Below are 26,897 nucleotides of genomic sequence, written 5' to 3' on the forward strand. Positions count from 1 at the left end.
AAGGGCTGTCCCCATGATCAGCCGGGGTCGATACCGCCGCCCAGCAGGTTAAAGCTCAAGTTAGCCGACACCTACCGATCCGCGCTGAGCGCCGCACCGCCGGTAACCCTATCCCAGACCAGTGGCTCCACCTCACAACGCAGGGCATCGGCTTCACCGACGAAACCAGCGAACAGACACTGACCAGCATCGTCGAAGAAGCGGGGAAGCAGCTCGGACAGCTCCCAGCCGTCGAGGTCGCATTCCGCGACATCATCGTTGCCGACAAGGCCATCGTCATGCCGGCAGAGCCCGGCGAGGCAGTGCAGCAGCTCCGCGCCGCAACTCGGACAGCCATCGGGCGCGTTGTCGGCAAGGACCAGGTCCCGGAGGACCCCAGGCGATACCGACCGCACGTCAGCATCGCCTATCTGACCGCTGACGGACCGGCCGCGCCCTATATCCGAGCCATTGAGGCAACCAACCCGCACCCTGCGACCGTTCGGGTGAGCCACGTCGACCTGATCGAGATGCACCGTGACCGGCGCATGTACGAGTGGAAAGTCGTTTCTCGCTTCCTGCTTAAAGGGCCCGTGAAGGTGCCCTAGACGCGGCTAGCGGATGATAATGCAGAAGTGAACCCCGGATAGGGACTAGTCTTCGGGTCGCCAGCCTCCTAGGTATTTCTCGGCCAGATCAATGACCCTCGCCAGCTCGGGATTCTCCTCCGCAATCTCCCTGGCCGAGTCAACGGCTTGCCGAAGCGCTTCCTGACCACCATAAAGTTCTTCAAGAATCGGCCAACGCAAGAGGGCTTCCCGCTTAACCACACGGCTGTCTCCGCTAGATCTCAGGGTCTCAGTCTTCGAAGTAATCAGCACTTGGGCATGCACGGCCGGACGATGGCCGGCATCGAGTGTCGCATTTTGCCCTCCGGCTTGGCGGTATGCCCAATACAAGACCCGCAGATAATCCCGCTCCTTGCTGACGTCAGCGGGCACTTCGCTCCGAACAGCCTGCGCAAGGTCCCCCTCCAGTTCGGTCGCCACCGCCTCGGAGACGAGTTTGTGGCCAGCACCCTTTCTATGACCCACAAGCAGCACTAACTGAAGGCGGGCAGAGAGGGTCGTTATCTCAGGCAGCACCTCTCTTACGATAGTCGCTACCTCATCCGGGCCTTGGAGTTGGCGCAGCAACCGAAGCACCACACGCGACACCACAAGTCTCGCATCAAGCTCCAGCATTCCTCGAGGTCGGTCGGGCAGGCAGGGCATTGTATTCAGCAGGACGGTCACAGCAACCGGAACCGCCTCAGACGGATACTCCCCTTCATAGGCTTCCAACGCCGAAATAACGTCCTCGACCCTCTCTGGCTCAATGGACGAAAGGAACTCTTCAAGCGCAGCGCGATCGGCAAGCACCTTGTACGCTCTTTCTGCGTCCGTAAAGGCAGCCATCTTGGACGTATGGGTTCGCTCGAGGTACAGCCGCAGAATGTCCGGGTGCGCGACCCGCCTAGCCTTGAGCCAACCCTTCTCCCAGTCGGCGCCGTAAGAAGAACCACCGACGTGCCGCAACCCTCCTGGGAATAGGCGTGAAATCACGGACTCGACCACGGAGCGCCGCTCAGCCGCCTCTTCAAGAATCCGCTTTACCGCTTCTTCGTCACTTCGACCGCCCGAGCGTGCGGCAGACGACCGCGTGGCAGTCAAGGCAGTCGGCGCATCGGCGATTGCCATAAACACATCGGGGAGGAAAATTCGGATCGCTTCGAGAGCCAAGAGATCGACGAGTTCGATCTGTCCTCCGAGCGAGTCGACAGTAGAGCGTATCGAGGCGGCGAACCGACGAACGTCCCTGACGTTACGGATGAGAGGAGCGACAACTTCCATCAAAACGTCAGGCCACCGGTCCTTGTCAAATCTCTCCATAGCAGGCGACCCATCGAGCGCGGCGTCAAGCGCCTGCCCAACTTGGGTAATAAGTAGCTCATCCGCTATTACGGGCACGTCGATGGTGGTCTGAACGATCTTTTCGAGATAGCCGCGACCAGGAATACCGGATTCCGTTAGCGCTTCCTCGACGCGGCCACGATCGAAGGCGAGCAGGTAGATAACATTAGGGAAACTCGCGGTCAAACGAACAAGCTTGAAGATATCCCGGATCTCAGCGGTCTGCAGACGATCGATATCGTCTAAGATTACGACGATTCTTTCACCCAGTCGCGTGAGCTCGGCAGCCAGCATTTCTTTTCGGAAGACCACGCTCCCGTCCCGACTTTCCCGGAATTTGCGAACCGCTCCTACGGCTTCGCTTGCCCGCTGAATCAACGGACCAGCGATGGGGACGAACGTTAAGGGCGCCAGCAACCCCCCGTATGCTTCGATCTCGGCTGCAACTGCGGCGAGGCGATCCTCCTTCATTCGCAACTGCGACGCCAGCTCACCGAAAAACGACTGTACGAGCTGCTCCGTGTTCGAGAACATCCAAGGGTTGAAGTTGACGACTGGAAGCCTTGGCGCGCCGTCGAGTTGCAGCCGAATAAGATTGAGGAGCGATGTTTTGCCGGAACCCCAAGGACCGCTTAAGGCGATAACGTATCCTTGCGCAACGTCTACGGAACGCACCTCATGGACAATGCTTGCCACGAGAGGGCCCCTATCGAAGAGGTCGTCCTCTGGCTTACTAATCGGGTTATCACCTCTTGCTCCTTGCGCAGCGGGACGAGCAGGGTGAGAAGAACTTTCCGGGGTCGCCTTGCTCTTGAGCAACTGACGCACTCCCAGCACGATCGCTAGGGACCCCGTTAGAAGCAAGGAGAGTGCCAGCCAGCGCCAATCCGTCGCGAGATAGTGGAGAAACGACCGCCACCATGTGCCCGGCCATGACGGCCACGGAATGTATGTCCAAGGCTTCGACCAAGTAAGGACACCGGCGACGGCCACGGCCGCACCGCCGATCAGGAGCCCTACAGCTGACGTCCGTCTCCGGTCCACAAGTCGACATGCTGCCTTATCCTGCCAACCCTCGCCGACCCTGGGCCTTACAACCGGACGCACTTTGGTCCACTCAGCCAGTCAGCTTCGGTGTCCAGTCCCACCTGACGCTTCTATGGCTCGTCAAGTCCTTCCGGCAGTTTCCATGAGCCGGAACATGTGCCGGGCGGTGTAGCGCTTGAGGCAGCGGCGGATTTCGGCGTCGGATTTCTGTTGGGCACGTCGGCGGGTGAGGTAGTGCTGGGTGGGTTCGTGGCCGTGGATCATGCGCCAGTTGACGATGGTGTGTAGGGCCCGGTTGAGTTGGCGGTCGCCGAAGCGGTTGAGCCGGTGACGGGTGATGCGGCCGGAGGATGCCTGCAGCGGGCTGACGCCGGCGAGGGCGGCGAAGGCGGCCTCCGAGCGGCATCGGCCGGGGTGGGACCAGGCGATGATGAGGTGTGCCGCGCTGACCGCGCCGACGCCGGGCTCGGCCAGTAACGCGGGCATGATCGCGTTGACCAGGTCGTGGAGTTGGCGCTCGTTGGCGCGGATCTCTTTGTCGAGCTCGCGGATGCGTTGGGCCAGGCTGCGTAGGGTCTGCCGCAGGACCCTCTCGGTGGGGGTGTGGCGGGGGTGAACGCGCAGCAGGGCGCACGCGGCTGTCTGTCGGGGCGTTGACTGTCGGCGCAGCGGCTCGCGCAAGTGGTCGGGCGCGGTCAGCAGCAGTGCCTTGAACACGTTGATCGGGGCGGTGCGGGTGGCGTTGGCGTGTTCGCGGGCCACGAGCAGGATGCGTAGCGCTTCCCGGTCGCCGTCGCTACGCGGCTGAGCGTGATGTCCTGCGGCCAGGGCGGTGCGGGCGGCCAGACGGGCATCGGACGGGTCAGACTTGCCGCCTGGCCGGCGCCCGACGCGCTGCGGCCGCCCGGCCTCGATCACCTGTTGTCCTGCAGCCAGGAGCGTGCGCAGCAGCCCGGCTCCGTGCGAGCGGCAGCCTTCGACCGCCCAGATCAACCGCGGACCTGGCGCCTGCTGCACGGCCCAGGCGATCAGGTCGCTGCACCCGCCAGGGCTCGCCTCGATGGTGATGGTCGCAATCTCCCGCCCAGCATGATCGAGCAGGCAGGCGGTGTGCGTGTCGGTGTGAGTGTCCACGCCGATGACGGCGTCGACCGATTCTGCGAGCATGGGCATTCGGCCGTTGCTCCTTCCCAGAGGGCGGTGGCTGACGTTGGCACCGGCCTGGGTGGAGACACCTACGGCACATCTGTGATGAGCCACGCCGCGTGGCGGGCAAGCTTCTGATCAGGCCAGACGGTGAGCCAGGCCGGTGCCGGCGATCAAGACGACAGGTCAAGTGCAGGGCACGCCGCAGGCGGCCAGATGCTTGATGAGTCAGCCCTGATCACCGGCACCGATCCTGGCAGCAGTCCACCCAGGACCACCACCGCGAGCCTCACAGATGCTTGACGAGCGACTGTAAGACGAGGAGATCCTCTCAAGCCGCCCCGATCTCTTTGCGAGCCTTGAGCAGGAACTTCTCCCAAAGGTCTGCTACGTCCGCTTCGTCACCGCCGCTGCGCGCCTTCTCGGAGAGCTTTACCGCCAACAAGCCAACCTCGGACGATGCGATGAACATCAGCTCATAGGTCTGCTCCACGAGTTGGTCGGCGAGGTCTAGCACCCGTTTGCCCGACTCCGTGGCTCGCAGCTCGCCAGCCCTATCCGCCCAACCTTCTGGCCCACTCACTTGTTCAGCCTCATCCAAGTCCTGCGCCTCGGCGTTATCCGTTGCGTACCTAGCGAGCGCCTTCTGGTAGCTGTCCAGAAGTCGCAGGTACCGCGCGTAGACCTGGCGTCGCTCGTCCCTAAGCCTCAGGGCTCGATCATTGGCGAGCTGCTCTGCACGTGCTTGCGCCGCCTCCGCTGCCGCCGCTTGCCTAGCTCGTTCGTTCTCACCGAACTGCTTGCTGAGGAGCCGATCGCTGTTGCGCCACTGCCAGTGCGCTCCAAGCCAACCGCCGAGCAGACCAGAGGTAATCGCGCCAGCGACTGGGACAGTTACCTCCCACCACTGTGCAGCCATGAACACCTCCGGTGCTCGGTGTGCCGGTCGATCAAAGGGTCGTGCCCGTTGCGTGCCCGATCCGAAGGCCGATCAGGGACAACGGTGGTCAACAGCAGCCCCAGACGACAAAGGCCCCTAACTTGCGTTTCCGCAGGTCAAGCGCCTCTGCCGTTTTGCCTGGTGGCGGGCAGAGGATTCGAACCTCTGTAGCTTCGCGACGGATTTACAGCCCCCACCCAACCTGCTGCTGGCAGAGTCTAAGACCACCGCACGACCTGGCGCGTCCCCCGTCACGGCCCTTGGTCGCCGTGCCATCCATGTGCCAGTAGCCGGTGCCGCCGACGGTCACCAGCGGGCGCCGGTCAGAAATTAGGTGAGTTCAGCCATCAAATCACGAATCCTCGCAAAGATCTTGGTGCCTAGATTCCGCCCAACGGCACTCTTCGCCAGCTGTGCTGCTACATGCTTATCGGTCAGCACGTAGTCGCAGTAAGGCACTGCCTCGATCATTGAGTCAATGTCGCGAATATCGTTGCCCGTCCACCGCTTGTACGAATTCCGAAAGTTTCTCTCGTGTAGCGCCGCCCCAATCGCAGCGCTAGGAACATCGTTTACGAAGTCGATCAGCCACTCCCTGCCCCGTGCGTAGAACTCCGAGGGCGTCATGCCGTAACGTTCAAGCGCACGAGGCAGCCGGTCGGAAACCTCCCAGTACAGTTCCCTCGCTGCGACGATGTCATGCAGCTTGCTCTTGTATTTCGGCTGGTCGCCAAGCTTAGTTACCAGGTCTAGTTGGCGCTCTAGCCGGTGCGACTCCATTTCCCAGGCGGACTCAGGGCGATAACCGTTCTTTCGAGGCGCTGGACCGTCTCCATGACTGTAGGTCGGACACCAGGCGAGACCTACTCCACCGTCTCGTGGAGAGCCGCTCCGCTCGGTGACAATCTCCAACTTGGCCAGCTCGGGGTGATGGGTGGCCGAGTTCTTCTGGGGTGCGACCACCGTCAGGCGAGCGCGGCGACTTCGCGCCACGGCGAGGCCGAGCCGCTTACCCGGCTCGATCGTGTCCTTGGTCTGACCTCGCGGCACGTAGATGTAGTAGTGCCGCAGCAGCTTGTCGAGTTGCTCCCGCATCAGCCACATTCCTCCTGCCATTCTTCGTCGTGAGGGTAGGTGGGAGGACCGACATTCTCGGACGCCGAACCCGTTGTCATGGTGGCGACGGCGCCGAGCTGCGGTTCTAGTTAGTTGCGGAGCTCACGGCGGGCCGCCCAGAGAGCGGCGACGAGGCGCTGGCGCCACGGGCGGTCACGGGTGCCACCCACAGGCGCGGCGACGGCGGCTCGGACAGTCTCGACATCCCGGGTTACTGCGCGCTCGGTGGTGAGCAGGATCAGCACCGCGCCGGCCCGAAGTGCCAGGGCGGCCTCGATGGGCCCGACGTTGCGGGCGAACCCGTGAGCGATGAGGTTGCGGATGTTTGCGCCATCGTTGAGCAGGAAGGTCCGGAGGAAGCGTTCCCAGTCGGGATCGAAGGTGTTGTCGAGCAGGAACGGCAGGAGGACGCCGAGCCCCGGAAATTGACCGGCCTTGTCGCCGATGGCGGTGCGGTACATCGGCTCGTTCAGTTCCAGAAGCAGCGCACGCGCGGCGGCCTCCACCTTGGGCACCACTAGGTGGCAGCTGGCGTCGTACTCGCCGATCCAGTACAACTGCAGCGCCGCGGCCAGATCGTGCAGCATCCCCGGATCGGCGTTGGACAAGCGGAGAAACTCGGTCAGGTCGTCGTGGGACGGAATCCCGAACCGCTCCCGAATCTGCCACAGGGCTCTGGCGAGGAACCGCCCGTTCATAGCGAGGTGGTGCTGCTCGGCCCGGACGAGTTCGCGGTCGAACGCGGCGGCGTCGCCGGTGACGGTACGGCTGGGCAGGTCGCCGTCCCGGAACAGAACCGTGGTGGCCAGAAGGGGGATGATCGACTGGCCCATGGCCTGTCGGGCGGTGGCCTCGTTCGTCTCCTTGTTCCCGCTTGGCGGGCCGGAATGCAACCAGATTGACAGCGCGCGACGCCAGTCGGTCGTTGCGCTGAACCCGGGCAAGTATAGGTTGAAGAACGCCTTCGGGGTGACGAACGACCATTCGGTGCGTTCCCAGGTCACCGGTGGGGCTGCCTGGAGCCGGGCGACGGCGACCCGTTCGAGGTCGGCCACGCCGTAACGCCGAGCCGCCGAGGCCGCGTTGCTGAATTGGGTCCTGATGATCATTGGGTCGGTGGCGGCTTCGGCCTCGGCGATCATCGCCTCGACCTCGTGCCGATTGGCGCGTTCGATACGGGCGGACCCGCTCCCGGCGCTCTTGCGCACCAGGATCGCGAACCCATGAATGATGTGGACCTGTGCATACGTGGTGAGCGCCCGATCGAGGAGGTCGTCCACGGCGGGATCGGCGACACGGGCTGCCCTGCCCAGCGGCGGGGCGGTCAGCGCGCCGAGGACGGCCATTGCCGCGTAGGGATTCTCCTTCTGAATCACTGCGGCTTCGGCGACGGCCGTCATCGCAGTTTCGATCTCCGACTCAAGACCGGTGAGGCGGACGAGCCGAGCCATGGTCCACGCCCGCAACAGGCCGTTGGCCTTTTCCTCAAGTGTCAGTGGCGTGCTCGTCGAGTCGAGGTAGGCCTGAACGGCGCGCTCGCCGACGTCTCGCCGGTTGGGCATGAGGTGCAGCGTGAACACGATGTCCCAGCACCGGGCCCGTGCCACCGGGTGCCGGACCTCGCTAGCCAGGTCGAGCCATAGTTGGCGAAGGTCGCCGCTGGCCTCGCGGAGGGCCACCGGGAAGAGGGACGGCCCATTGACAGGGTCGAGCCGGGCGTCTGGCGGCTCGTCGGGCGAAGCGACCTGGATAAGGTACATGAAGGTCGTGAACAGCGCTCTCGCAGCGGCGGGCTCGATCGGTGGGTCCGCTTGCATCGCGAGACCCTCGACCCGCAGGCCGGCATTATGAGGATCATCGACGCCATCGCACGCCAGGTCGGCCAGCCGCGCCAACGCGGGAATCATCGTCGGGTCATACCGGTACGGCACCGGCCGGCCTGTGTCGTCGGCCTCGTCACTGCTGTCACCCGTAGCCGGTGTGGGGATCCCGTGCCCGCTCATGTGAATCCCATCCTCCAGGTCGATGGCCGTCACCCAGTCAAGCAACCGCCGGCTCGAGCGCCAACCGACTTGCGGGAGTTCACCACCGCACCGGCCGTCGATAAATGGGTCGGGAAACCGGGTCCGTCCGCGAGACGATAGACGCCGTGCCTTTCGAGAACGACGGCCACGGCGGCCAGCCCGACCGTGTCGAAGGTATGGGGCCTGACGACTGGGCAGCGATCGACGAGGCGCTGGGTAGATTCACGGCTGCGTCCGTGATTCCGCTGCTGGGCGCCGCGATCGACGCTCCGTGGTCGCGGCCGTGGCAGCACCACCTGACGCTGCTGTGGCTCAGGGCTGTTGGCGTGCCACCGGCCGGGAGCCGACTGGCCACGGACCCGGACCTCGCCGTACTGGTGAATGCCGCTGTGGAGGTCGCCCGGTACCCCGTGCTACCGCCGGGCGCATCGAATGATCCGCGGTGCCCGGTCGGATTCATGGTCGCCGGGCGTCGGTGCCGGATCCATCCCGGCGATTATCTCTACCCGCTGATGATCCTGCGGCGGCTTGCTACCACGGCACAGGCTGTCGATCCCACCCTGCTCAACGCCGTCGGGTTCACCTTGACCGATGTGATCGAGGTGGTGCTGGCGCACGGTACCGAAGCCCTGGAGGGGCTAGCCGAGGCGTGGAGCGCCTTGGCCGACGAGGCGACGGGCGACGACGCCCGCAGTACCGCCGCCCGTGCTGCAGCCGTGTCGACGGCCGAGGTCGACGCAGTCCGGCAATCCATGGCAAGGCTGAGCGATCCACACCGCATCACCAACCAGTGCAGCCGTCCCGAACGCGCCGCGCGGGCCCTGGCCTGGCTCACCCGCGACGCCATCCAGGTAACCGTCGCCGATACACCCGGGCTCCCGATGCTCGGACCCGTTCTCCGGGTGCGTTCGGGCGACGCCGTGTTTCCGGTTCCGGCCAGTCTGACACTCGACGTGTTGAACGCGGCTGCGGACATGCTGCTCCGGCGTCCCGAGATTGGCGGCGCCGACGCCGTCCGTCTTCAGGCTCTGACGTGCGGCCACGCCTTCGCGGTGTTCAACAAGCGGTCGGTCAACCGGTCGGCCCCGTTACAGATCGACCTCGGCACGCCGCCGATCATCGTCGGCCCACGAACGTTGACTACGGTCGTCAGCGCCTTGAACCCGGGCATGCTCAGCGAGGCGATCGAGCACGCCACCGATCTCCTCGATCGGCGGCAGGCCGAGACCGAAAACTGGCACGTCCTGCGCGATCAGCCGGCCTCGGTAGCCACCTCTCTGCGCGTTGATCACCTCGTCAAGGTGGTCGTGTACGGGGGCCCGCCGGTCATCAATTTGCACCAGGTACGGGACGTCATCGTGCTTCACATCGAGGAGCTCGTCGAACTCGTTGACGCGGCCGGCGGTGACTGGGCCACCGTCGAATGCTTCCTTCAGGATCTCGGCGAGCACGCCGGGCATGACGTTGTCGTCTTCCAGGACATCCTGGACGCCTGGACGGCCTGGCGGGACTGGGGGCGCATCGGTCCTCCCGCCGACCAGGACGGCCCCGGCCCGGCTGACGAGACGCGGCCAGGCAAACACGCGAGTGCGGACGCCGACGAGGAGACCGTGCTGTTCCTCGTGGCAGCCGAATACGACGCCACCTGGGTCCAGGCCGCCGGATGGGAGGCGATCGACGCGATTCTGGCTGCCGCAGGCCTGCCGGAGCATCGCGACTGGCCGATCGCGACCGTCGACGCCGACGGCACCGCGAATCTGTTCACCACGCCTCACGGGGAGATCGCTCTGGTCAACACCGACCCGGGGTTGGTCATCCTCATCGACGGCTCGGAGGCCGCGACACTGAACCTTGACGCGGACATGTACTTCCAGCTCGCCGACGCCGTCCGCTACTGCATCACCCGCCGGGACGAGGTCGCGCTACATTTCCGGCTCTACGACACTCCCCTCATCATCATGCTTGGCCTCACCGACGACCCGGCCCCCGATCCCGGCCGCGGATACGGCCTGCGGGTCGCCTACGCGGCGGAGCGATCCGTGCTGAGCGTCATCATCGGACCCGAGGTCCTCGAGCTGCTCCATACAGACCCGATGACCGGCCACAACGTGCTCGGTGGCGCCCTGCACGAACTCGTCCGTCGCATCCGCGTAGACCGGGACGCGGACCCTGGAACATCGGTGGAGGCGTTCCTCGACGCGTGGGAGCAGGTCGGACCGCTGATGACGCTGCACGGTATCGCGAGTGGCCGGCCGGCGGCGGCTCCGGTCGACACCCTGCCTCGGACGCCGGCGATTCGGGCGCGAGCGCTGCGCGCCGTGGCCGATCGCATCCGCCGCCGTGTCACCCCTGGTACGTACAGCGACACGCACGCGCACACCATCTGCCAGGACACGATTCTGCCCACGATCGAGGAGATGCTCCGTGAACGGATCGCCGCGTGCGACCCGTCCCTGCTGTACAAGCTCGCGGTCCGGCTCAACGCCGCCTGCGCCACGTACCTGCGCCGAAGCAACCAGATCATGCACTCGCTCGCCGGGCCGTGGGCGGCCAACTGGCACGACGCAGCCCGCGACGGCGACCGCTCTGCCACCATGACCTCGCTGCAGGCGCTGTTCGAGGCAGCGCTGGCAGACCCCCCCGCCGGAATCCGGACCGTCGACTCGCTCGACCTCGGTGAACTCGCTGCCCTCGCTGAACTGCTCGCCCTCGCCGCTGCCGCCGACTACGGGTACGAACGGGACCTGCACGGTCTCCAGGTCGACATCAACGACGACGGCATCTTCGTCGTGCAGGGCGTGCCTGTGATCGCCGACCAACGCGACATCAGCAGCGATCCGCCCCTGGACATCGACCTCGCGGCATACCATCGCGCCCAGCTCGACCATCTCATTGCGTTGGCCGCCAAAGACCCGTGGACGATCGATGACCTCGCGCAACAGGCCAGCCAGGAGAGCTCCCGGCTTCCCCACGCCGTCCAACAGCGCGACCGCGTCCCCTTCGAGCGTCTGGCCACGTTTGCCGAGCCATCCCTGCTCAAGGCCGATGCGTTGCTCGCCTACGGATGGGGCACCGGGCTCGACGGCCTCGCGGCTGTGCTCGGCACCGCCGCCGACTGGCCAACCGACGGGGACGGTATCGCCACTGTCAACCCGGACGACCTCATTCGTGAAGCCGCCGACTGGTCTGCCCTCCCCGACGTCCAGATTCGAGCTGCCCTCCAACTACTCCAGATCGACCCTGTCGAACTCCAGCAAGATGGTGCCCGGCGGTTCCTCAACGTCGAGCAGCGATCCCATCGCCTGCTGGCACGGCCACTGCCGATGATCGACGGCCGGATCCTGGTTATTCCGTGGCTGATCCATTCCGCCCTGCAACTCCACAACAGCTACCTCGCGGCGGCCCGGCTACCGCATCCGGCCAACGTGCTGCCTCCGGGTGTGTCCGACGCGATGAACAAGCACCGTAAGGGCCGCAACGACGAGTTGGAGACGACGGTGCGCGACATCGCGGCGGACCTCGGCTTGCCGCATCGATTCCAGTTGAATCAAGGCGAACAGGCCAGTCTTGGCATCCGAAACCCCGTTGGTGAGATCGACGTGCTGATCGCCGATCCCGTCAACTCGCGACTGTGGATCTGCGAAGTCAAGGACCTCGCGACGCCCCAAAGCGTCGCGGCAATGCGACACCACATCCGCCAGTTCACCTATGGAAAGCGGTTCACGCGCAAGCTCCTTGAGAAAGCGGAACAGATTCAGCGGCACGCCCACGCCGTCGCACTCGCCTGCGGTGTTACCGAAGTACATCCTTGGCGGGTGGTTCCATTGATCGTGACCCGTCACGTTGAGCCTGCCGCCTACGTCCAGAATCCGAAGGTCGCGTTCACCGTGCCGTATCAACTCGTTGAGGTCCTCCAAAATCCGAGCGACCCGGTAGAAGGCCCTGCACCCGCGCATCCTCCTCGTAGCCAATGGGTTCCTTCGCGCGCGGAATAGGCAAAGCCCTGACCAGTGCTGACTCTGGTCAGGGCTCGCTCGCGCAACGTCGGTCGGCGCTCGCCTGGGTCACCGATGGTCCACCCGACAGCTGCGGCGCGTGCCGGGTGGCAGCGCCGTGCCGCAGGTCGTGCAGTCGGATCGGCGGCAGCCCCGCCCGATTGACCAGCAAGGCGGTTCGCGATAGCGGGAGCCTACGGTCCTCGCGTCCACACACTTCCGACGACCGCGCGGCGTTACCGCGAAGCCGGCTTCCACTCTCCTAAGCATCCAGCCCGCTGACCTCGCCGCTCGGGAGACGGCTAGTGAAACCGGGACTCAACCGCCGGTCAGCCACTCGGCCAGTCGTCTGGCAGGCCGAAGAGTTCGTTGATCCGCTGCGCTGGCGAAATGGTTGGCTCGGGCGTGTCAACTGAGACGGGTGCTAGCCATCGCGGCTGTAGGGGGATGTTGACCCCGGGCTCAAGGGTGGTCCACAGGCTAGGTTGGACGTTGGCGACACGCCAAGGCTTGAGGTTGCTGGCGGTGACTACTTGCGGGGCGTGCCCGCGCCTCCAACCTTTGCGGGTTAGCCAGTGCCCATCCTGGTGAAGCTCGCTTGGGCGTTTGGAAGCTTGTCGAGGGATTGCAGCGGAAAGGCCATACAGTATTCGCTGAATGTCGTAGTCCCTCGTCGGGTACTCGGTGTTTGCCATGACTGCGATAATGAGGGGGGCGTCGAGTTTCCCGTATCGGTTTGCCTTTGCGTCGACAGCCCGGGTGAGCGGGGTGACGTTGTCTACGCCTGCCGCTCGCCCGGGGCCGAACGTGCCAACGAGTTGGCCGCCCTTGCCAAATGCGTCGGGCCGCAGCGGCAGAGCTGTGAATGTTAGGGACCAGCCATCCTCCTTGAATGCGAGGCGGGGAAGAGTGTGGCGGCTGGGGTTGCCGGCGAATGCCGCAGAGACTGCATGGGGGTCAAGGGACGCGAGCCATTGCGTCAGCTGATTGCGTAGTTTGGTGGTGGCCAGCGGCCGCAAGCCGACCGAGTCATAGGCAAAGCTGATCTTAAACGTTTCGGCAGAAAGTTTCTCCAGCACGGCATGCACGTCGTTTAAACGGCGTTTCTCGGCAAGTGTTCTCGTTGCGATGTTCGCCCGTACTGCTTCCAGATAGAAGCTACTCTCGCCGTTGTCAATGAGGAAGTCTGGGTGCTTTGAGGAGCCCGGCACTTCTGGGTGCACAGTGATGGAATAGCCGGCACGGCGGTACGCCTCGTGTAGGTAGAGCTCCCAGAACGCCGACTCAAACTCATGATCGTCCCCAGCCTGCATGCTCTTAATCAACGAGTTGCGCTCCGAGGAGGGGTACTGACCCGCCCATTCGGTAAGCAGTCGGCGGACTTCGGCAAAAGTCGGCCTGGCCGAACGGTTTAGGAAGGTGTACTCGGCCTCGTTCGGCTTCCTCGGCGAATGATCTGCACGAATAAACTCATCAAATATCGGCATGAGGACTCCTGTCAGCAAAAAACTCAATTGTCGAGATCCGAGTGGCGTTCAGCTGCGCGGAGCTAGGTCGGAGTAGTCGAAGGTGGGCGAGAACCGGACGGCGGGGTAGGTTCACTCATTCAACGCGGTGATGCAGTCCAGGACGGCGTCGATCTCCCGGGTATCGAGCTCTCGCTAGGGGTAGCGTTCCACCGCGAGGGGCGATGCGTCGACCCACTCCAGGACCAGCAGCCGGTCACGGTCGGTATGGAGCAGCCGAGGAACGCGGACAGGCGGGGTAGTGTCACCGAAGATCTCGTACGCGTCCAGCTCGTGCCTCCACCTGGCCGCCCAGAACGGATCTGGGTCAATCAGATACTTCACCGCTGCCGGTTCGCCGCGGAACGAGCCTCGCGCCAGCAGGGTCCTGTCCGTGCGCCGGCCCACCCATGGCCACCGACCTGCCAGCACGCCCGAACCCGTCGCACACAAGCACACCGATGCCGACGTTCGTGACACGTGGCAATACAGACCCCGCCGGAACAGAGGAGCACCAACGGAGCACCAACGTCCCGCTTGATGAAAGATCGCGACATGCTGGGGAAGCGGAGGTGCGACTTCGCTCATTGTCGGACCGTGGCTCGGGCACGCCTCTACCGCCTCGACCTCCTAACGTATGGTACTCGATTGCTTCCTGAGGGTCGTTGACCGTAGGCTCCCCGAGTGGACGACGGGGATGAGGGCGATCGTTTCGCGGACGCTATTCGCATTTTGCTTCTCATCGCCGCAGTGGCGGAGGATCTGGGCCCTGCCGCTGCGGCGTCGGCGCCCCGCGGTGCCGTTGCCGTCCTGTACGCGGAGGGGCGCCTGCAAAAGCTTGACTTTTGGCTGCGGAATCCCGACTACCTCGCCGACGAGCTGCTGAACGACTACGAGCGGTGCCTGACCGATGTGGAGGAACGGGCTCACGCGCCGATTCTGCTCGATCTAGCGGGCGAGATCCTTGACTCGGATGAGCCCGAGGTTTGCTCGATCCCCATGGTCCGGTACCTGTTCGGGGCGTTCGAGTCCTTGGACCGAACTCTCTCGGTCTTGGTAGCGCCACGGCTGCTGGTCGTCACTCAGCGTCGTACCGCTCATCGAGTCTTGCAGGACAACTACTACCTGACCGAACGGGGCCGCGAGGTTGCCGCACAGGCAACCGCCCAGTTCCCGGAGTTGCGCTGGTACACCGAGCGGGCCCTGCTGGTGAAGGCGTTGGCGGATGGCAGCGGGCACTCGGCGTTGGCGCTGCGCCGCCGGCAGTACCTTCAGCGTGATTACGCCGAGACACCTCTCAAGGAAGTCATCCCGTCGATCGCGGCTCGTGCCCGCGCTCGGCTCGCTCAGCTTCGTGCCGCCGACGTCGAGGAGCCCGTCGCATGACACCGAAGATGGCCATTCCGCAGGATAGTGATCTGTACGCGGCGATCGCCGCGAAGGTTGCCGGTGTCGATGCGAGGCGGGTCCGGCAGGTCCTTGACTCGTACGGGGTGGCACTGGCCAGCCCGATGCCGGCGCGCCGTGAGTTACGGGTGCGCCGGCTGTACTGCGAGGGAGAGAAGACGGGGACCACCGACAACGACGGGCCGTTCACTGTCGATATCTCGCTCGGCGACGGGCCCTGGGTGCTGGCGAGCAAGGTGAACTCCGCCGGTAAGTCCACCCTGTTGTGGGCGCTGAGTTGGGCGTTGCGCGGTGAGAGCGTTGACGAGTTCCGGCGCCCGGAGACGGCCGGGTGGTTGACGTATGTGCGGGCTGACCTGCACGTCGGCGGTGTGCTGGTGTCCGTGCGGCTTGAGTTCCTCCGACCTGGCCAGCCTTCGGCGACGCTGCTCACGGCCGATACCGTTGATCAGCTTCTCGCGTTGGACGGCCGCGACGTCGACGGGGCTGGCGTGCGTGCGGTTGCTACCGCCGCGCCACCCGACGTCAAGGGACTGATTGAACGATTGATGCTCGACCGTCTTGGGCTGCGGCCGATCTCGGTGTGGGCGGCCGAGCCCGGTGCCCCCAAGGACGAAGCCGGTCAGCGAGACAGTGCGGAACAGTTCCATTCCTGGGCCAGCTTCTACTACGCGATCGCCCTCAACGCCGGGCACGACAAGGTCCTTCTCGGCCCGACGGCGTTCGGCCAGTTACCTGCCAAGCTGCTGCAGATCTTCCTGGACGTGCCATACGTCCCGGAACTGACCCACCTGATGTCCGCCCAAAAGCGGGAGGACCAGGAGGATCGACGCGTCAAGCGGCGCGCCGAGGAGGACGCCGAGGCGCGCCGTTCGCAGATTCAGCCGCTGCGGGAGGCGCTGGCGGCGGCGAAGTCGCGGTTGGCAGAGCTGCAGTCACGTCAGCCCGACCTCACCGGACTGCTAACCGCAGCCGATGCCGCAGCACGGAAAATGGCCGAACGCCAAGCGATCCATCTCGATCTCCAGCAACGCTTCGACGCCGCTCGCCGTATCCGGCTTCAAGACGAACGTGCAGCTCGTCGCGCACGGCAGAGCGCCGCTGCGCGACTGCTACTCGGGGCGCTGGATCCCGAGGCATGCCCACGATGCGACCACGAGATCGACGAACCGCGGCGGGCCGCGGAGGAGTCAGACCATCGGTGCGCCGTCTGCAGCAACCCGCTGCCTGCCCATGAGGAGGACCCGAACGCCCACGCAATGCTCCTGCAACGCCATGCCGAGCAGGAAGCCGCGTCACGACGAGCGGAAGCCGCGGCGAAGAAGGCCGCGGACGAGGCTGCCGAGCGATTCGGCGAAAGCCGGGACCGGCACGAACAGTTGCAGGCAAAACTGGCGGCCATTCGATCGGACACCGCACAGCAGGACCTCTTTGCCGCCCAACGCGAGTGCTACCAGCTCGAAGGCGCTCTCGCCATAGCCGCCGGTGGCGGCGAAGCAGTCCCGGCCGTTGTCGGCTCGTACCTGGCGACGCAGGAGCCACGCCAGGATTCAGCGCTCGACGTGGAGCCCGACATCCTGGCGAGCGCAATAGCCGTGCTGCAAGAAACCGTCCGCAACCACAGCAAGGCACTGTTCGCCGACCTCAACAGCAAGATCGTGTTGGTAGCGCGCAGCTTGGGCGTCACCAACCTGACCAGCGTCGATCTAGACACTGCAGGCCGCGTCAACGCACGCAAATCCGGGGTGAAATGCGCGTTCAAGGACTTCAGCCCGGGCGAACGGCTGCGGATGCGGATCGCCACGATCATCGGCATGATTACTGTCGGGCACGAACACGGCATCATGTCGCACCCGGGACTGCTGCTCATCGACGCACCTACCGCCGAAGAGGTCGTCCCAGGCGACGCCCGCGTTGTGCTGCAGGCATTGCACGAGATGGCCAACCGCGGAGTCGGCGTACAGATCGTTCTCACGTCCACCGAGGATGTGCTATGGGACATCTTCCCGCCGGATCGGATCATCACCGGTCCCGACGCGCGGCAGCTGTTCTGAGTGCGGCCTGCCGCAGCTGCTGCGCCGACGGGCGAAGGCGTGATCGACTTGTCGAGGGAGGTGCGCGGTGCCGGGGATCGAGGTTCGCCTAGCGGACTGGGCCCGCCAGGCGACGCTTGCCGAGCGGCGCTCCGGACCAACGATCGAGGCTCTCGGCGGCCTGCACCCTGACGAGGCCCGTCAGCTAGCCACCGGGCCTTTCCTGGTGTATCTCGTGCAAGCCGCCGTGCATCAGCAGCGGACTGGCTCAGACGACGACGCTCAACCCCTTCGCGCGGCGGTCCTCACCGGGTTGCGCGAGCAGCAGCGGCACTCGGCCTTCGCCAGCGCAACCGATGTCCTAGCCCGTCACCCCGACTTTGCTCGCGCCCTAGGCACCGGGCTACCACGCGCGTTGCTCGCCCGCCTCACCGCTATAAGCGACGCCGGCGACGAGCCGGCCCCCGCCCTGATCGCCGCAGAAGCAGCCGATTGCCTGGCCCGGCTCACCCTGGCCGGAGTCACCCGGGCCGCCCAACTGCTCGGCGCACTCGACGAGGCCACCGAGGATGTCGCCGCCCTCCCCGAGCCGTTCGCCGCACGGCTCCCCCGGTTGCTCGGCCTTCTCGAGGCCCACCATCCCGGAACCGGCCTGCGTGAGGCGCTCGAACGGCTGCTACCGCTCGAGCACACCTGCAGCGACGCCGCATTCGAACTCGCCCTCACCGACTTACAGGACGCGCTGCAAGCGTCCGATGCTGCGACCATGAGGGTGCGGCTGATCCGCGTCCGGCGGCGCTTGTCGGAACTGCTCGCGCAAACCTCCGAACGCCTGGACGCGCGGATCTATCACGACGCCATCGACGCCGTGCTGACCCTGGCCGCGCCCGACGCCACGACCCGCATACCCGCATTGGCGGCGATGCTGCACACGACCCTGCAGAAGTACCGGGCTTGGCGGCACAACACCCACCGGCCCGCATGGTCGCGTTCGCGCTGCGACGACATCGCAGCCTGGGCCGAGCTCACCGCCATTCTCGACGCGGCAGCCCGCCACACCGGCGACGACGACCCCTGGTACGACGATGGCCAAGCCATCCTCACGACCTTGCTCACCGCCTACGGCGCCGACCGGACCGTGACGGTCGTCAAGGAAGGTACTACCGCCGGTGTCGTTGAGGTCCTAGTCGCGCCCGCGATCGAGGACGTCTTCCTACGCAACGAGAACCGGATCCGCTTCCTCGAACACGCAGTCGACAACGACCCGCTTCTGCGCGCCGAACCCTCGGCCGTCCGGTTGCTCGGTTCGCTGCGCGACCGCACACGATCACCGGCCGTGCCCGACGGACATCCCGGCGGTGGTCCGGGAAAAGTGCGACGCTGGCCGCTGGTCGCCCAGACCGTAACTCCGGCGGAATTTGCCCAGCTGACTGAGACGGCACCGGAGCCGGTCCTGGACCGCCTGGAAATTGCACTACGCACCCACGAAGACACCCACGCGGCAGCGATGGATCCAAAACTCGGTCGGCTTATGGACCGGCTCGTGGGCCAGCTCCAGCAGAGCCCCGACTGGATCCCGGACATCGCAGATCCCTTTCATGCACTGCTGCACACCACCGTCCGGTACGCGTTTCTCTGCTACGATATCGGCCGTAAGATGGGCGGCTCCTACACGGAATATCTGCGCCTGAGAGACCCTTCGAGGAAGAAACAGAAGGTCGATGAGGCTCTTTTCCACCAGCACTTCTACGAGGTGCTCTGCGTTTCCTCCCTGTTCCGCATCATCGACGCGGAGGTCATAGAACACGCTGGCGGACGTGTCGACATTCGTGCCTCGTTCGGCCCGGTGCGGTTCAACGTGGAATGCAAAATCGAGGAACAGGACGCAAGCGAAGCCGCCCTGCGCCACTACGCCGCTCAGGCGAGCGAGTACCAGAACACCAATGCTGCGTTCGCGATCCTTCTCGTACTGGACAAGACCGAGCACGCCGAGGGAACCGTAAACCTCTTCGAGAGCATCTGGATTGAGCAGGTCCAGCGCGACGGCGAGTCAACTCCATGCCAAGTAGTGACTGTCCGAGTACCGGGTGGTCGAGACGATCCATCGTCGTTACGCGCGCCTGGCCGCCGGTCGTAGGACTCGTTTGAATCAACCGCAACTGACTGACTACGGTGTGCAGCAAGGCGGCTCTTCCACCGCTCCGCCGCCCTTGTCGCACATCCCGCGCTGCCGCAAGCACGCCGTGACCAACCTGCCCGCGCGAAGTGCGAGTCGGGGCCGTCGGAGCACCGAGCGGGCGCCAGCGGAGCAGGATTTAGAAGAGGGCCGGATGAGGTGCTGTGGCAGTGGGCCGCTTTTCGGGGTTAAGGGGGAGAGCGGCTTCGGCGAGCAGTTCTCCGAGCGTGGGCGCGGTGGGCCACCGGCGAGTGACGAGCTCTGGCAGCAGTAGCGCCGTCGCGGTGGTGTCCCACAGCGCGCGGTGTGGCTGCGAGTCCGGTGCGGCCTCGTCGACCCGGCGAGTGAGTCCCAGCTCGTGGATGAGCGCGGTCAGGGCGCGGGAGCGGCCGGTTGTGAGTGCCTTCGCGAGGCGCAGGGTGTCGATGAGGCCGGCTGGCCGGAGCGCCGGGAGCTGGCGGTGTAGGAGCCGCCAGTCGACGGTGACGTTGTGGCCGACGAGGTAGCGGGCGTTGATCCGAACGGCGAGGTGCCGCTCGATGTCGGCGGGGGCGGGTGCGCGGCGCAGCGTGGCGTCGGTGAGCCCGGGTGAGAGCCACGGGCGGGCCGCGATTGGTCGGCCGGGGTTGATCAGGGTGGTGTAGCTGGTGGGCATGTCCGGCAGCCCGGCGACGAGCGGGACGAGCGCGATCTCGAGGATCGCTTCGTCGGCGAGGTCCTGGGCGCCGGTGCCCTCCAGGTCGATGACGACCAGGCTGGCAGTGGTCCAGGGGTCGCTCAGGCTGCCGCTCATGCTTTCTCCCCCGTGCTGCGTTAGTCGTCGTCTCCATACTTCACGGCTTCGACGAGTTCCGCCCGTACCGCGGCGAACCTTTCCACCTGGCGCGGATCGACCTCGTGGCCGAGGAGCTGGCGGCCGTGCGCGCCGGGGAAATGCGGCTGGTTCGCCTCCCAGATCTGGTGGCGCAGGTGGTGCTGCACGGCGTACCGCTTCTGCTCGCCCAAGCCGTGAGTCCACACGTGGCCGGGTTCGACCAGGACGGGGCTGTCGTACCCGAGCATGTCGAGTATGTCCTTGACCTCCTGCTCGGTGGGGTCGCGGTAGTCGTCGATGCAGAGCTGCTTCTGCCTGGCGGGGCAAATGTTGCACAGCTCGTTGACGCCCCAGTGGCCGTTGTAGTCAGCCACGCCGTGGGCGTAGGAGACGCCGCAGCTAGTCTTGCGGAACAGCGGCGTCTTGATCCCGGACGCCCTCCACGCGCCCACGATCAGCTCATCGATCTCGCGCGGGAGGGTCTTGCGGCGGGCGTAGTCCTCGCCGTACGGCACGTCTACGCCGAGCTGGCGCAGGTAGGCGGCGTTCTCCGGCTTGTGGTAGTAGCCGGTGAACACGGCGGCGTCGACGTCGCCGGCGACCTCCAGGACGTGGTCGATGGTTTCGGGGGCGGTGTTCCAGCCGGGGACGATGGGCCGCCAGTACAGCACCACGCCGGTGCGCTTCTTGTGGGCGACCGCGGTGTAGATCGAGTTGATCGTGATGGCGCTCTTCGTGATCGGCTCGACCCGGTCGTCTTGGATGCCGGAGTAGGTGAAGAGCAGGGTCACCTTCAGGTGGCGCAGCGACTCCAGGATCTCCATGTCCTGGCCGGTGACCTTGAACCTGGTGATGATGAGGACCTGGTTGGTGTACGCCCGCTCGTCGAGGGCCCGTAGAACCTGGAACAGGTGAGGCTTCACGCCGGGCAGGAACGGGTCGGTGGCCTTGTTGAACAGCTGGATCGGGGTGACGTGCGGCCGGAACGCTTCGTGCCCGATCAGCAGCTCGATGGCCTCCTGCGTGGACACCAGCAGCGTCGGGGTCTTGTCGTCAAAGTTGCCCCAGAAGTGGCGGACGCAGTACCCGCAGTCCAGCGGGCAGCCGACGATGTGGTTCAGCGACAGCCCGGACTTGCGGTAGCCGACGACCAGCTGCATGTAGGGGTCGAGGCGGGCCCGCTCGGCGGCCGGCATGAGCTTCAGCTGGCGGGGGCCAGAGCTGATCTGAACGCGGACCTGGGTCATCGGGCGCCTCCTCGGGCGGCGGGTGGGCGCAGCAGGTGCGTGCGCTGGGGTCCGTACCAGATGCCGAAGTCCCGCTCGACCACGTCGCTGTGGTCGGAGGTGTGGATGAGGTTGTCGACCAGGCGGCCCTCGGCCACCGCCTTGTCGAGGCTGTCCTTGGCGTAGCGGCCCCGGACGGTGGTGCTGGGGGCGCTGGCCGGGTCGGTCACGCCGACGACGGCGCGTACCCGCTCGGCGGCGTTCTCGCCGTAGCCGAGGGCGACGACAACCCTGTTGCCGATGAAGATGCGCCGCAGCTCTGCCGGCACGTCGCGGCCGAGCTGCTCGGACAGGGGCAGCATGTCGGCGTAATGGGCGAACACCTGGTCTTCGGTGGGGATCACCGTGTGGGAGTCGACGATGGTCACGAGGCCGCGCATCCACTGCAGGACCTCGCTGACGAGGCCGCGGCGGACGCAGTCCGGCTTGAGCAGGATGATGGTCCAGCGGGACCAGTCGACGGTGACGGCGGCGGTATCGTCGGTCATGCCCGGCTCCCGGGGAAGGCGGGCACCAGCTCGGGCCACCGGTTGGCCACCAGCCACCAGTGCCCCGGGTGCAGCTCGGCGAGGATGTCCCGGCCGACGGGCTTGCCGGGGTTGTGCACGATCTGCCGGTAGCACTCGAACAGCGCCAGCACCCGCCGCCAGTACGGGTCGACGCGCACGGTGGTCAGCCGGCCGGGGGTGAGCTGGTCGCGGTCGTCGCGCAGCACCTGCTCCCATGCGGCGACCTCCCGGATGGTCTCCCAGCTCGTGGCGGGCATGGGGTCGACTGGGAAGCGGCGGTGCGGCAGCGGTCGGTCGCCTCGGCCAGCATGGCGTCGACCTTGTCCACGTCCAGCTTGTTGATGTGCATCGAGCCGACGTGGTGGGCGTACGTGCCGACGCCGACGCCGAGGCGGCGGGCGGTGAACTCCTGGATGAAGGTGAACGCGAACGTGTCGCCCAGCAGGCCGATGACGGCGTCGTTGCCGCGCATGTAGGCCGACATGTGCAGCTGTCCGTTGCGCAGGAGGAATTGCAGGCCGAGGGTGCAGGCCACGTCCGGGTTGGCGGGGTCGACCAGCTCGTCGGGGCGCATGATCACCATGGCGGCGCGCTTGGTGTCCGGATCGTCGCCGATCAGCCGCTCCACCCGCTGGAACTGGCTGTACGCGTCGGGCTGGCCGGGCCGGAACAGGCGGGGCCCGTAGGCGGTGCCGGTGAGCCGGGCGCCGTCGGCGGACAGCTTCCGCAGCTGCGGCGCGTAGTAGGAGATCATGTCGACGTCGTCGCGGCCGGTCAGGTACCACAGGGCCTCGGCGTGGTTGAACACGACGTTGGCCTTGCGGGCGGCGAGGTAGACGATCCGGTCGACGGGGTCCGTGATGGTGAAGCTGGTGTTGATGATCTCCAGGGCGTCCTTACCTCGCCCGCAGGTGTCGAAACGGTGCCTGGTGGCGATCTCCCGCAGCACGGCCAGGTACGCCGGCTGGAAGCTGCCGAACTCGGGTCCGAAGACCATGAGCGTCTCCCTCATTCGGGGGTGGACATCAGGTCGGTGATGACCTGCTGGAAGACGGCTGCCTGGCGGGACAGCCGCATCTGGTCGAGGTAGCGCAGGCACTGGTAGATCAGCCCGGTGTGGGTGATGGTTCCGGCGATGCGCTGGAGGTACTCGACCTTCTCGACGACGTCTTTGCCGTCGATGACGATGAGCTCGTCGGGGACGAAGCGGTGCCCGTCGACGACGTCGGCGGGCATGAGCGGCACGCAGCCGGCGAGGACCGCTTCGAACAGCCGCTGGGTGATGTGGCCGGCGGCGGCGTACCGGTCGGGCAGCAGCATCACGGTGGCCAGGGCGCCGCGGTGGATCCGGTCGACGTCGGTGAACGCGCACCGGCCGGTGAAGTTGACGTGCGGCCACGCCTGGGTGCGAATCCACTTCCCCGCGACGCGGTGGCCCACGTGCCTGGCGGCGGACGCGAAGTACCTGTCGAAGTGCTCGTCGCGGTCGTACTGGTTTCCGACGTACACCAGCGACGTGGGTCGGTGAAGCTGCGCCAGCTCGTAGGCGTCGGCGGCGTCGAGCCGGGAGTCGGGCACCGGGCACAAAGTGGTGGTCGCGCCCGGTGTGGGTCGGGTGGCGAACTCGCACACCCGCACGTTCCGCAGCCCGCGCAGCGGATCATCGGCGGGCAGTCGTCGATCGAGGTCCCAGATGATGGTGGGTACGCCGGCCAGGGTGTAGTGCTCGATCAGCTCGGCCTGTCGGTGCAGGTCACAGTGGTGACCGAGGCTGCCGCAGGCCGTGGTGTTGCGGCCGGGCAGCGGCCACCGCCACTCGAACATCACGACGTCGAGGCCGGGCAGGCCGCTGTCGAAGTCGTACGCGTCGCGCAGGTCGAGTCCGGCCTCCTTGAGGTCCCGGTTGGCCTGAAGCAGCGTCACGAGGTGACCGGCGAGCTCCAGCGCGTCGACCAGAGGGGCCCGGTACGAGCGCGAGCCGTCGGGGGTGTCGACGACGCCGGGCCCGAGAAACCCCCAGCAGCTGTAGCCGATCTCCAGTCGCCTCACCAGGGGTCTCCCATCAGGATTGGTGCCGGCGGCCGGGATCGCCGTTGCAGCACCTCTCGGGCGATGCGCAGTGGGAGGCAGTTGGCCACGCCGCAGCGTGGACACCGACCGCGGGCGTTCGGCCAGTGATAGGTGGCCACGATGCGAGCCAGCAGGACCACCCGCGCGGTCGACTGCGGCAGTGACAGGCCCACCACCGTCATGACGCCGGCCCTCGGGCGGCGGCGTCTGCGACGACCTGGGCGAGGTAGCCCTCGGCCCATTCGTTCTCCTCGCAGGTCCTGGGTGAGGTGCAGGAGATGCACACCCTGCCTTGCGGGCGACCGCCAAGCGTCCTGTGCAGGAGGGCGATCGAGTTGGGCGTGGCCGTGGTGGCGGCGGTGATGGCGTGGACGAGGATGCCGCTCATTGGGGCCGCCCCGGCACCCGGTAGAGCGTGCGCTGCCCAAGGGTCATCAGCGGCTCGGCCCTCGGGTAGAAGTGGGTCGGCTCCACCAATGGCCCCACCTGCTTCGGCAAGAACCCTGAGGCAGGCTCAGGGAGCCGGGATCGCTCGGCAATGGCGCTACGCGAGACATACACCGTCATGCCGGCACCTCCATCAGAGACGGTGAGCGGCGGGCTCGCCGGGGGAAGGGCGAGCCCACCGCCGCACCACAGCGGCCGGGAGCAGACCGCCAATCACCCACCCACGCAGCCCTCCTGGCGGTACACAGGCGGGGCATCATTCGCACGCGTAAGGGAGCGGGCTGGGACGGCACCGGGCGAAGCGCCAAGGCCAGCTCTTGACTCCCGGCGCTTCCGTTATTCATCCCGATCTCCCTGGCGTGAGGCTGTGATTGCGCGCCGGCCGCGTACTCGCCGAGAGTGGCGCATCAGCCCAGTCAGGTTCGCTCGGTGAGTGCAGCATTGGGAATGTCCTGGCGGTGCACTCACGGTGCACCTGGCAGCACGACAAGTGCCGATACGATCGTCCGGACGACTGTCCGCATCGAGAGGACGTGCGATGGCCGCGGTGACGACCTGGACCGGCCGGGAGGCAAACGCGCTGCGTCAGGCGTTGCGGATGAGCGTTACCGGCTTCGCCGAGCACCTGGGCGCGGCACGGCGAACGGTGGCCAAGTGGAGCAGCCAAGGCAACAAGGTCCATCTGAGGGCCGACATGCAGGCCGCTCTCGACACGGTCCTGGCGCGGGCCACCTCGGACGTCCGCGAGCGCTTCGAAGCACTCGTGAGGGGAGGTACCAGTGGTGCACTCGCGGGTCCCGCGACGCTGCCCGTCAGGGACACGCAGACCCATACTGGCGAAGGCGGCATTCACGACTTCGACTCGGATGGCGACGTGCGGCGCAGAGATCTCCTGACCGGCGTGACGATCAGCGGCATCGCCCTGCCGAACGTCGCAGCTCTGCTCACCGCACTGGTCGCACCACGACCTTGCAACATCGAGCCAATTGCCTTACCAATCCGGCAGTTCGGTCGGGAGGTCGCCGCCGCGAAAACCGACTATCAGGCGTGCCGTTACGAGCAGGTTCTCGCCAGGCTTGTGGCCCTGCTAGCCGCCGTGGAACCCACTCGTGCGGAGGCCGAGGGTGAGCAGCGGACGCAGGTCGACGCCCTGGCCAGCGACCTCTACCACGTCGTCGGCAGCGTGCTGCTCAAGGTTGGCGACAAAGGCGCGGCCTTGGTCGCCGCCGAACGCAGCGCCCGTGCCGCTGAGAGCAGTCAGGACCCGGTGGCGATGGCTGCAAGTGCCCGGATCATGACCCACGCCCTCATGAGCAACGGCCACGGTACCCAGGGGCGACAGCTTGCCGAAGACGCGGCCGAGCACCTCCGACGCGGCAGCGGACTCGCGTCGACCGACGCGGTCGCCGTGTACGGCGCACTGCTGCTTCGCGGTGCTATCGCCGCCGCCCGCGACGACAACAGAGACAACGCGCAGGCCATGCTCGATGAGGCTTCCCGAGCCGCCGATCGACTCGGCTACGACGGCAACGACCGGTGGACCGGCTTCGGTGCCACCAACGTCCTGCTGCACCGCGTCAACATCGCGCTGACCCTGGGCGACGCTGGCACCGCCATCGCCCTCGCCCGCCAGGTGCCGCTGGACAAGATCGACCTCGCCGAACGCAGAGCCTCCCTGTTCGTCGACGTGGCCCGCGCCTACACGCAATGGGGACGCTACGAGCACGGCCTGAACGCGCTACGCAACGCGTACGAGGTGGCACCAGAGGAGATTCGGTGCCGACCAGCGGTGCAGCGCATCGCCAGCGACCTGGCTGTCCTCGCCCGGGGGCGCGTTCGCAGTGCTGCCCTCGACTTCGCCCAGCACGCCGGGATCCGCGTATGACCAGCGGACACCTGCAAATCGTCGTCTGCGCTGCCGGCCCCGCCGCAGACGTGACACAACTGGTCACCACCGCGACGCGCCAGTCGTGGACAACGGCGGTCACCGCCACCCCCAGCGCCCTCGACTTCGTCGACGCCGAAACGATAGAACGGCTGACCGGACACCCGGTCCGGTCCACCTACCGGTCCTCCCCCGGCACCAGCCGGTCTCTCCCCGCCGCGGACGCGCTCATCATCGCCCCCGCCACCTACAACTCCGTCAACAAGATCGCCCTCGGCATCGCCGACAACTATGCGATGACCGCAGTCGCCGAGCTAATCGGCCGGCGGGTGCCCACCGTGGTCGTCCCTTTCGTCAACGCCGCCCTGGCCACCCGCACACCCTTCCAACGTGCCGTGGCGAACCTTCGCGATGAGCACGTCCGGATTCTTCTCGGGGCCGACGACGGATGGGAGCCACACCCACCCGGCAGCGGCAACATTCGCCAGACTGCCTTCCCTTGGACGACAGCGTTCGAAGCGGCGACCGGGTTGGCCGGCGAGAGATCGACCAGGTGAACCCGGGTG

The 26,897-nt window shown here is 66.2% G+C and carries 20 protein-coding genes; 7 read left to right on the forward strand and 13 right to left on the reverse strand.

Going from position 1 to position 26,897, the window contains the following annotated elements; translation table 11 throughout:
• Positions 1-146: 146 nt before the first annotated feature.
• A complete protein-coding gene (locus IEY96_RS33455) occupies positions 147-587 on the forward strand; it encodes a 2'-5' RNA ligase family protein (RefSeq protein WP_373293674.1) in 441 nt (146 codons plus the stop codon).
• 45 nt (positions 588-632) lie between these two features.
• Here IEY96_RS33455 and IEY96_RS31760 read toward each other — a convergent pair whose 3' ends face one another.
• The 5 genes from IEY96_RS31760 to IEY96_RS33035 form a co-directional block, all read right to left on the reverse strand.
• The gene (locus IEY96_RS31760; RefSeq protein ID WP_189198484.1) at positions 633-2,627 is read right to left on the reverse strand and encodes a KAP family P-loop NTPase fold protein; all 1,995 of its coding nucleotides are present in this window, start codon (positions 2,625-2,627) and stop codon (positions 633-635) included.
• A 471-nt stretch (positions 2,628-3,098) separates the two neighbouring features.
• Positions 3,099-4,151, reverse strand: a complete 1,053-nt coding sequence (locus tag IEY96_RS31765) for an IS110 family RNA-guided transposase (RefSeq protein WP_189198485.1) — start codon at positions 4,149-4,151, stop codon at positions 3,099-3,101.
• Between the two features lie 304 nt (positions 4,152-4,455).
• The gene (locus tag IEY96_RS31770) at positions 4,456-5,043 is read right to left on the reverse strand and encodes a hypothetical protein (RefSeq protein ID WP_189198486.1); all 588 of its coding nucleotides are present in this window, start codon (positions 5,041-5,043) and stop codon (positions 4,456-4,458) included.
• Positions 5,044-5,394: 351 nt separating this feature from the next.
• A complete protein-coding gene (locus tag IEY96_RS33030; protein ID WP_229792006.1) occupies positions 5,395-6,159 on the reverse strand; it encodes a hypothetical protein in 765 nt (254 codons plus the stop codon).
• 110 nt (positions 6,160-6,269) lie between these two features.
• Positions 6,270-8,216: a DUF7380 domain-containing protein gene (locus IEY96_RS33035; protein WP_229792007.1), complete on the reverse strand. Its 1,947-nt coding sequence runs from the start codon at positions 8,214-8,216 to the stop codon at positions 6,270-6,272.
• A 113-nt stretch (positions 8,217-8,329) separates the two neighbouring features.
• Here IEY96_RS33035 and IEY96_RS31790 point away from each other — a divergent pair, with 113 nt between their 5' ends.
• Positions 8,330-12,199, forward strand: a complete 3,870-nt coding sequence (locus IEY96_RS31790; protein ID WP_189198488.1) for a hypothetical protein — start codon at positions 8,330-8,332, stop codon at positions 12,197-12,199.
• Positions 12,200-12,528: 329 nt separating this feature from the next.
• On the opposite strand, the gene IEY96_RS31795 is transcribed toward IEY96_RS31790, so the two are convergent.
• Positions 12,529-13,686: a hypothetical protein gene (locus tag IEY96_RS31795; RefSeq protein ID WP_189198489.1), complete on the reverse strand. Its 1,158-nt coding sequence runs from the start codon at positions 13,684-13,686 to the stop codon at positions 12,529-12,531.
• Positions 13,687-14,388: 702 nt separating this feature from the next.
• Here IEY96_RS31795 and IEY96_RS31800 point away from each other — a divergent pair.
• The 3 genes from IEY96_RS31800 (at position 14,389) to IEY96_RS31810 (ending at position 19,281) form a co-directional block, all read left to right on the forward strand.
• Positions 14,389-15,090, forward strand: coding sequence for a hypothetical protein (locus IEY96_RS31800; RefSeq protein WP_189198490.1), 702 nt, complete (start codon positions 14,389-14,391; stop codon positions 15,088-15,090).
• Positions 15,087-17,165, forward strand: a complete 2,079-nt coding sequence (locus IEY96_RS31805) for a hypothetical protein (RefSeq protein WP_189198491.1) — start codon at positions 15,087-15,089, stop codon at positions 17,163-17,165. The genes IEY96_RS31800 and IEY96_RS31805 overlap by 4 nt, the downstream gene beginning before the upstream one ends.
• A gap of 67 nt (positions 17,166-17,232) precedes the next feature.
• A complete protein-coding gene (locus IEY96_RS31810; protein WP_189198492.1) occupies positions 17,233-19,281 on the forward strand; it encodes a hypothetical protein in 2,049 nt (682 codons plus the stop codon).
• A 178-nt stretch (positions 19,282-19,459) separates the two neighbouring features.
• Here the strand turns inward: IEY96_RS31810 and IEY96_RS31815 are convergent, their stop codons facing one another.
• The 7 genes from IEY96_RS31815 to IEY96_RS33045 all read right to left on the reverse strand — a co-directional run bounded on the left by IEY96_RS31815 (position 19,460) and on the right by IEY96_RS33045 (position 24,387).
• A complete protein-coding gene (locus tag IEY96_RS31815) occupies positions 19,460-20,113 on the reverse strand; it encodes a 3'-5' exonuclease (RefSeq protein WP_189198493.1) in 654 nt (217 codons plus the stop codon).
• 20 nt (positions 20,114-20,133) lie between these two features.
• Positions 20,134-21,381 carry a radical SAM protein gene (locus IEY96_RS31820; protein WP_189198494.1) on the reverse strand — a complete coding sequence of 416 codons (1,248 nt, stop codon included), beginning with the start codon at positions 21,379-21,381 and terminating at the stop codon, positions 20,134-20,136.
• On the reverse strand, positions 21,378-21,908 hold the full coding sequence (locus IEY96_RS31825; RefSeq protein WP_189198495.1) for a nucleoside-diphosphate kinase: 531 nt from the start codon (positions 21,906-21,908) through the stop codon (positions 21,378-21,380). Before IEY96_RS31825 ends, IEY96_RS31820 begins: the two co-directional genes overlap by 4 nt.
• Positions 21,905-22,135 carry a hypothetical protein gene (locus IEY96_RS33040; protein WP_229792008.1) on the reverse strand — a complete coding sequence of 77 codons (231 nt, stop codon included), beginning with the start codon at positions 22,133-22,135 and terminating at the stop codon, positions 21,905-21,907. Before IEY96_RS33040 ends, IEY96_RS31825 begins: the two co-directional genes overlap by 4 nt.
• Complete coding sequence (locus IEY96_RS31830; protein ID WP_229792009.1) at positions 22,093-22,926, reverse strand: thymidylate synthase; 834 nt, start codon at positions 22,924-22,926, stop codon at positions 22,093-22,095. The genes IEY96_RS33040 and IEY96_RS31830 overlap by 43 nt, the downstream gene beginning before the upstream one ends.
• Positions 22,927-22,937: 11 nt before the next feature.
• Positions 22,938-23,969: a CgeB family protein gene (locus IEY96_RS31835; protein ID WP_189198504.1), complete on the reverse strand. Its 1,032-nt coding sequence runs from the start codon at positions 23,967-23,969 to the stop codon at positions 22,938-22,940.
• Positions 23,970-24,177: 208 nt separating this feature from the next.
• On the reverse strand, positions 24,178-24,387 hold the full coding sequence (locus tag IEY96_RS33045; protein ID WP_229792010.1) for a hypothetical protein: 210 nt from the start codon (positions 24,385-24,387) through the stop codon (positions 24,178-24,180).
• Positions 24,388-24,984: 597 nt separating this feature from the next.
• On the opposite strand from IEY96_RS33045, the gene IEY96_RS31840 reads away from it, so the two are divergent.
• Together IEY96_RS31840 and IEY96_RS31845 are read left to right on the forward strand one after the other, a co-directional pair.
• Positions 24,985-26,331: a hypothetical protein gene (locus IEY96_RS31840; protein ID WP_189198496.1), complete on the forward strand. Its 1,347-nt coding sequence runs from the start codon at positions 24,985-24,987 to the stop codon at positions 26,329-26,331.
• The gene (locus IEY96_RS31845; protein WP_189198497.1) at positions 26,328-26,888 is read left to right on the forward strand and encodes a flavoprotein; all 561 of its coding nucleotides are present in this window, start codon (positions 26,328-26,330) and stop codon (positions 26,886-26,888) included. Before IEY96_RS31840 ends, IEY96_RS31845 begins: the two co-directional genes overlap by 4 nt.
• Positions 26,889-26,897 lie beyond the last annotated feature (9 nt).

This window comes from Micromonospora fulviviridis (assembly GCF_014648395.1).
In the GTDB taxonomy this organism is placed as follows: domain Bacteria; phylum Actinomycetota; class Actinomycetes; order Mycobacteriales; family Micromonosporaceae; genus Micromonospora; species Micromonospora fulviviridis.

What these genes read in the sequence shown, in the direction of transcription:
- IEY96_RS31795 (WP_189198489.1), bottom strand. Translation starts at nt 13,686, where the DNA reads ATGCCGATATTTGATGAGTTTATTCGTGCAGATCATTCGCCGAGGAAG.
- IEY96_RS33045 (WP_229792010.1), bottom strand. Translation starts at nt 24,387, where the DNA reads ATGAGCGGCATCCTCGTCCACGCCATCACCGCCGCCACCACGGCCACG.
- IEY96_RS31815 (WP_189198493.1), bottom strand. Translation starts at nt 20,113, where the DNA reads ATGAGCGGCAGCCTGAGCGACCCCTGGACCACTGCCAGCCTGGTCGTC.
- IEY96_RS33030 (WP_229792006.1), bottom strand. Translation starts at nt 6,159, where the DNA reads ATGCGGGAGCAACTCGACAAGCTGCTGCGGCACTACTACATCTACGTG.
- IEY96_RS31820 (WP_189198494.1), bottom strand. Translation starts at nt 21,381, where the DNA reads ATGACCCAGGTCCGCGTTCAGATCAGCTCTGGCCCCCGCCAGCTGAAG.
- IEY96_RS31845 (WP_189198497.1), top strand. Translation starts at nt 26,328, where the DNA reads ATGACCAGCGGACACCTGCAAATCGTCGTCTGCGCTGCCGGCCCCGCC.
- IEY96_RS31840 (WP_189198496.1), top strand. Translation starts at nt 24,985, where the DNA reads ATGGCCGCGGTGACGACCTGGACCGGCCGGGAGGCAAACGCGCTGCGT.
- IEY96_RS31830 (WP_229792009.1), bottom strand. Translation starts at nt 22,926, where the DNA reads ATGGTCTTCGGACCCGAGTTCGGCAGCTTCCAGCCGGCGTACCTGGCC.
- IEY96_RS31765 (WP_189198485.1), bottom strand. Translation starts at nt 4,151, where the DNA reads ATGCCCATGCTCGCAGAATCGGTCGACGCCGTCATCGGCGTGGACACT.
- IEY96_RS31805 (WP_189198491.1), top strand. Translation starts at nt 15,087, where the DNA reads ATGACACCGAAGATGGCCATTCCGCAGGATAGTGATCTGTACGCGGCG.
- IEY96_RS31825 (WP_189198495.1), bottom strand. Translation starts at nt 21,908, where the DNA reads ATGACCGACGATACCGCCGCCGTCACCGTCGACTGGTCCCGCTGGACC.
- IEY96_RS31770 (WP_189198486.1), bottom strand. Translation starts at nt 5,043, where the DNA reads ATGGCTGCACAGTGGTGGGAGGTAACTGTCCCAGTCGCTGGCGCGATT.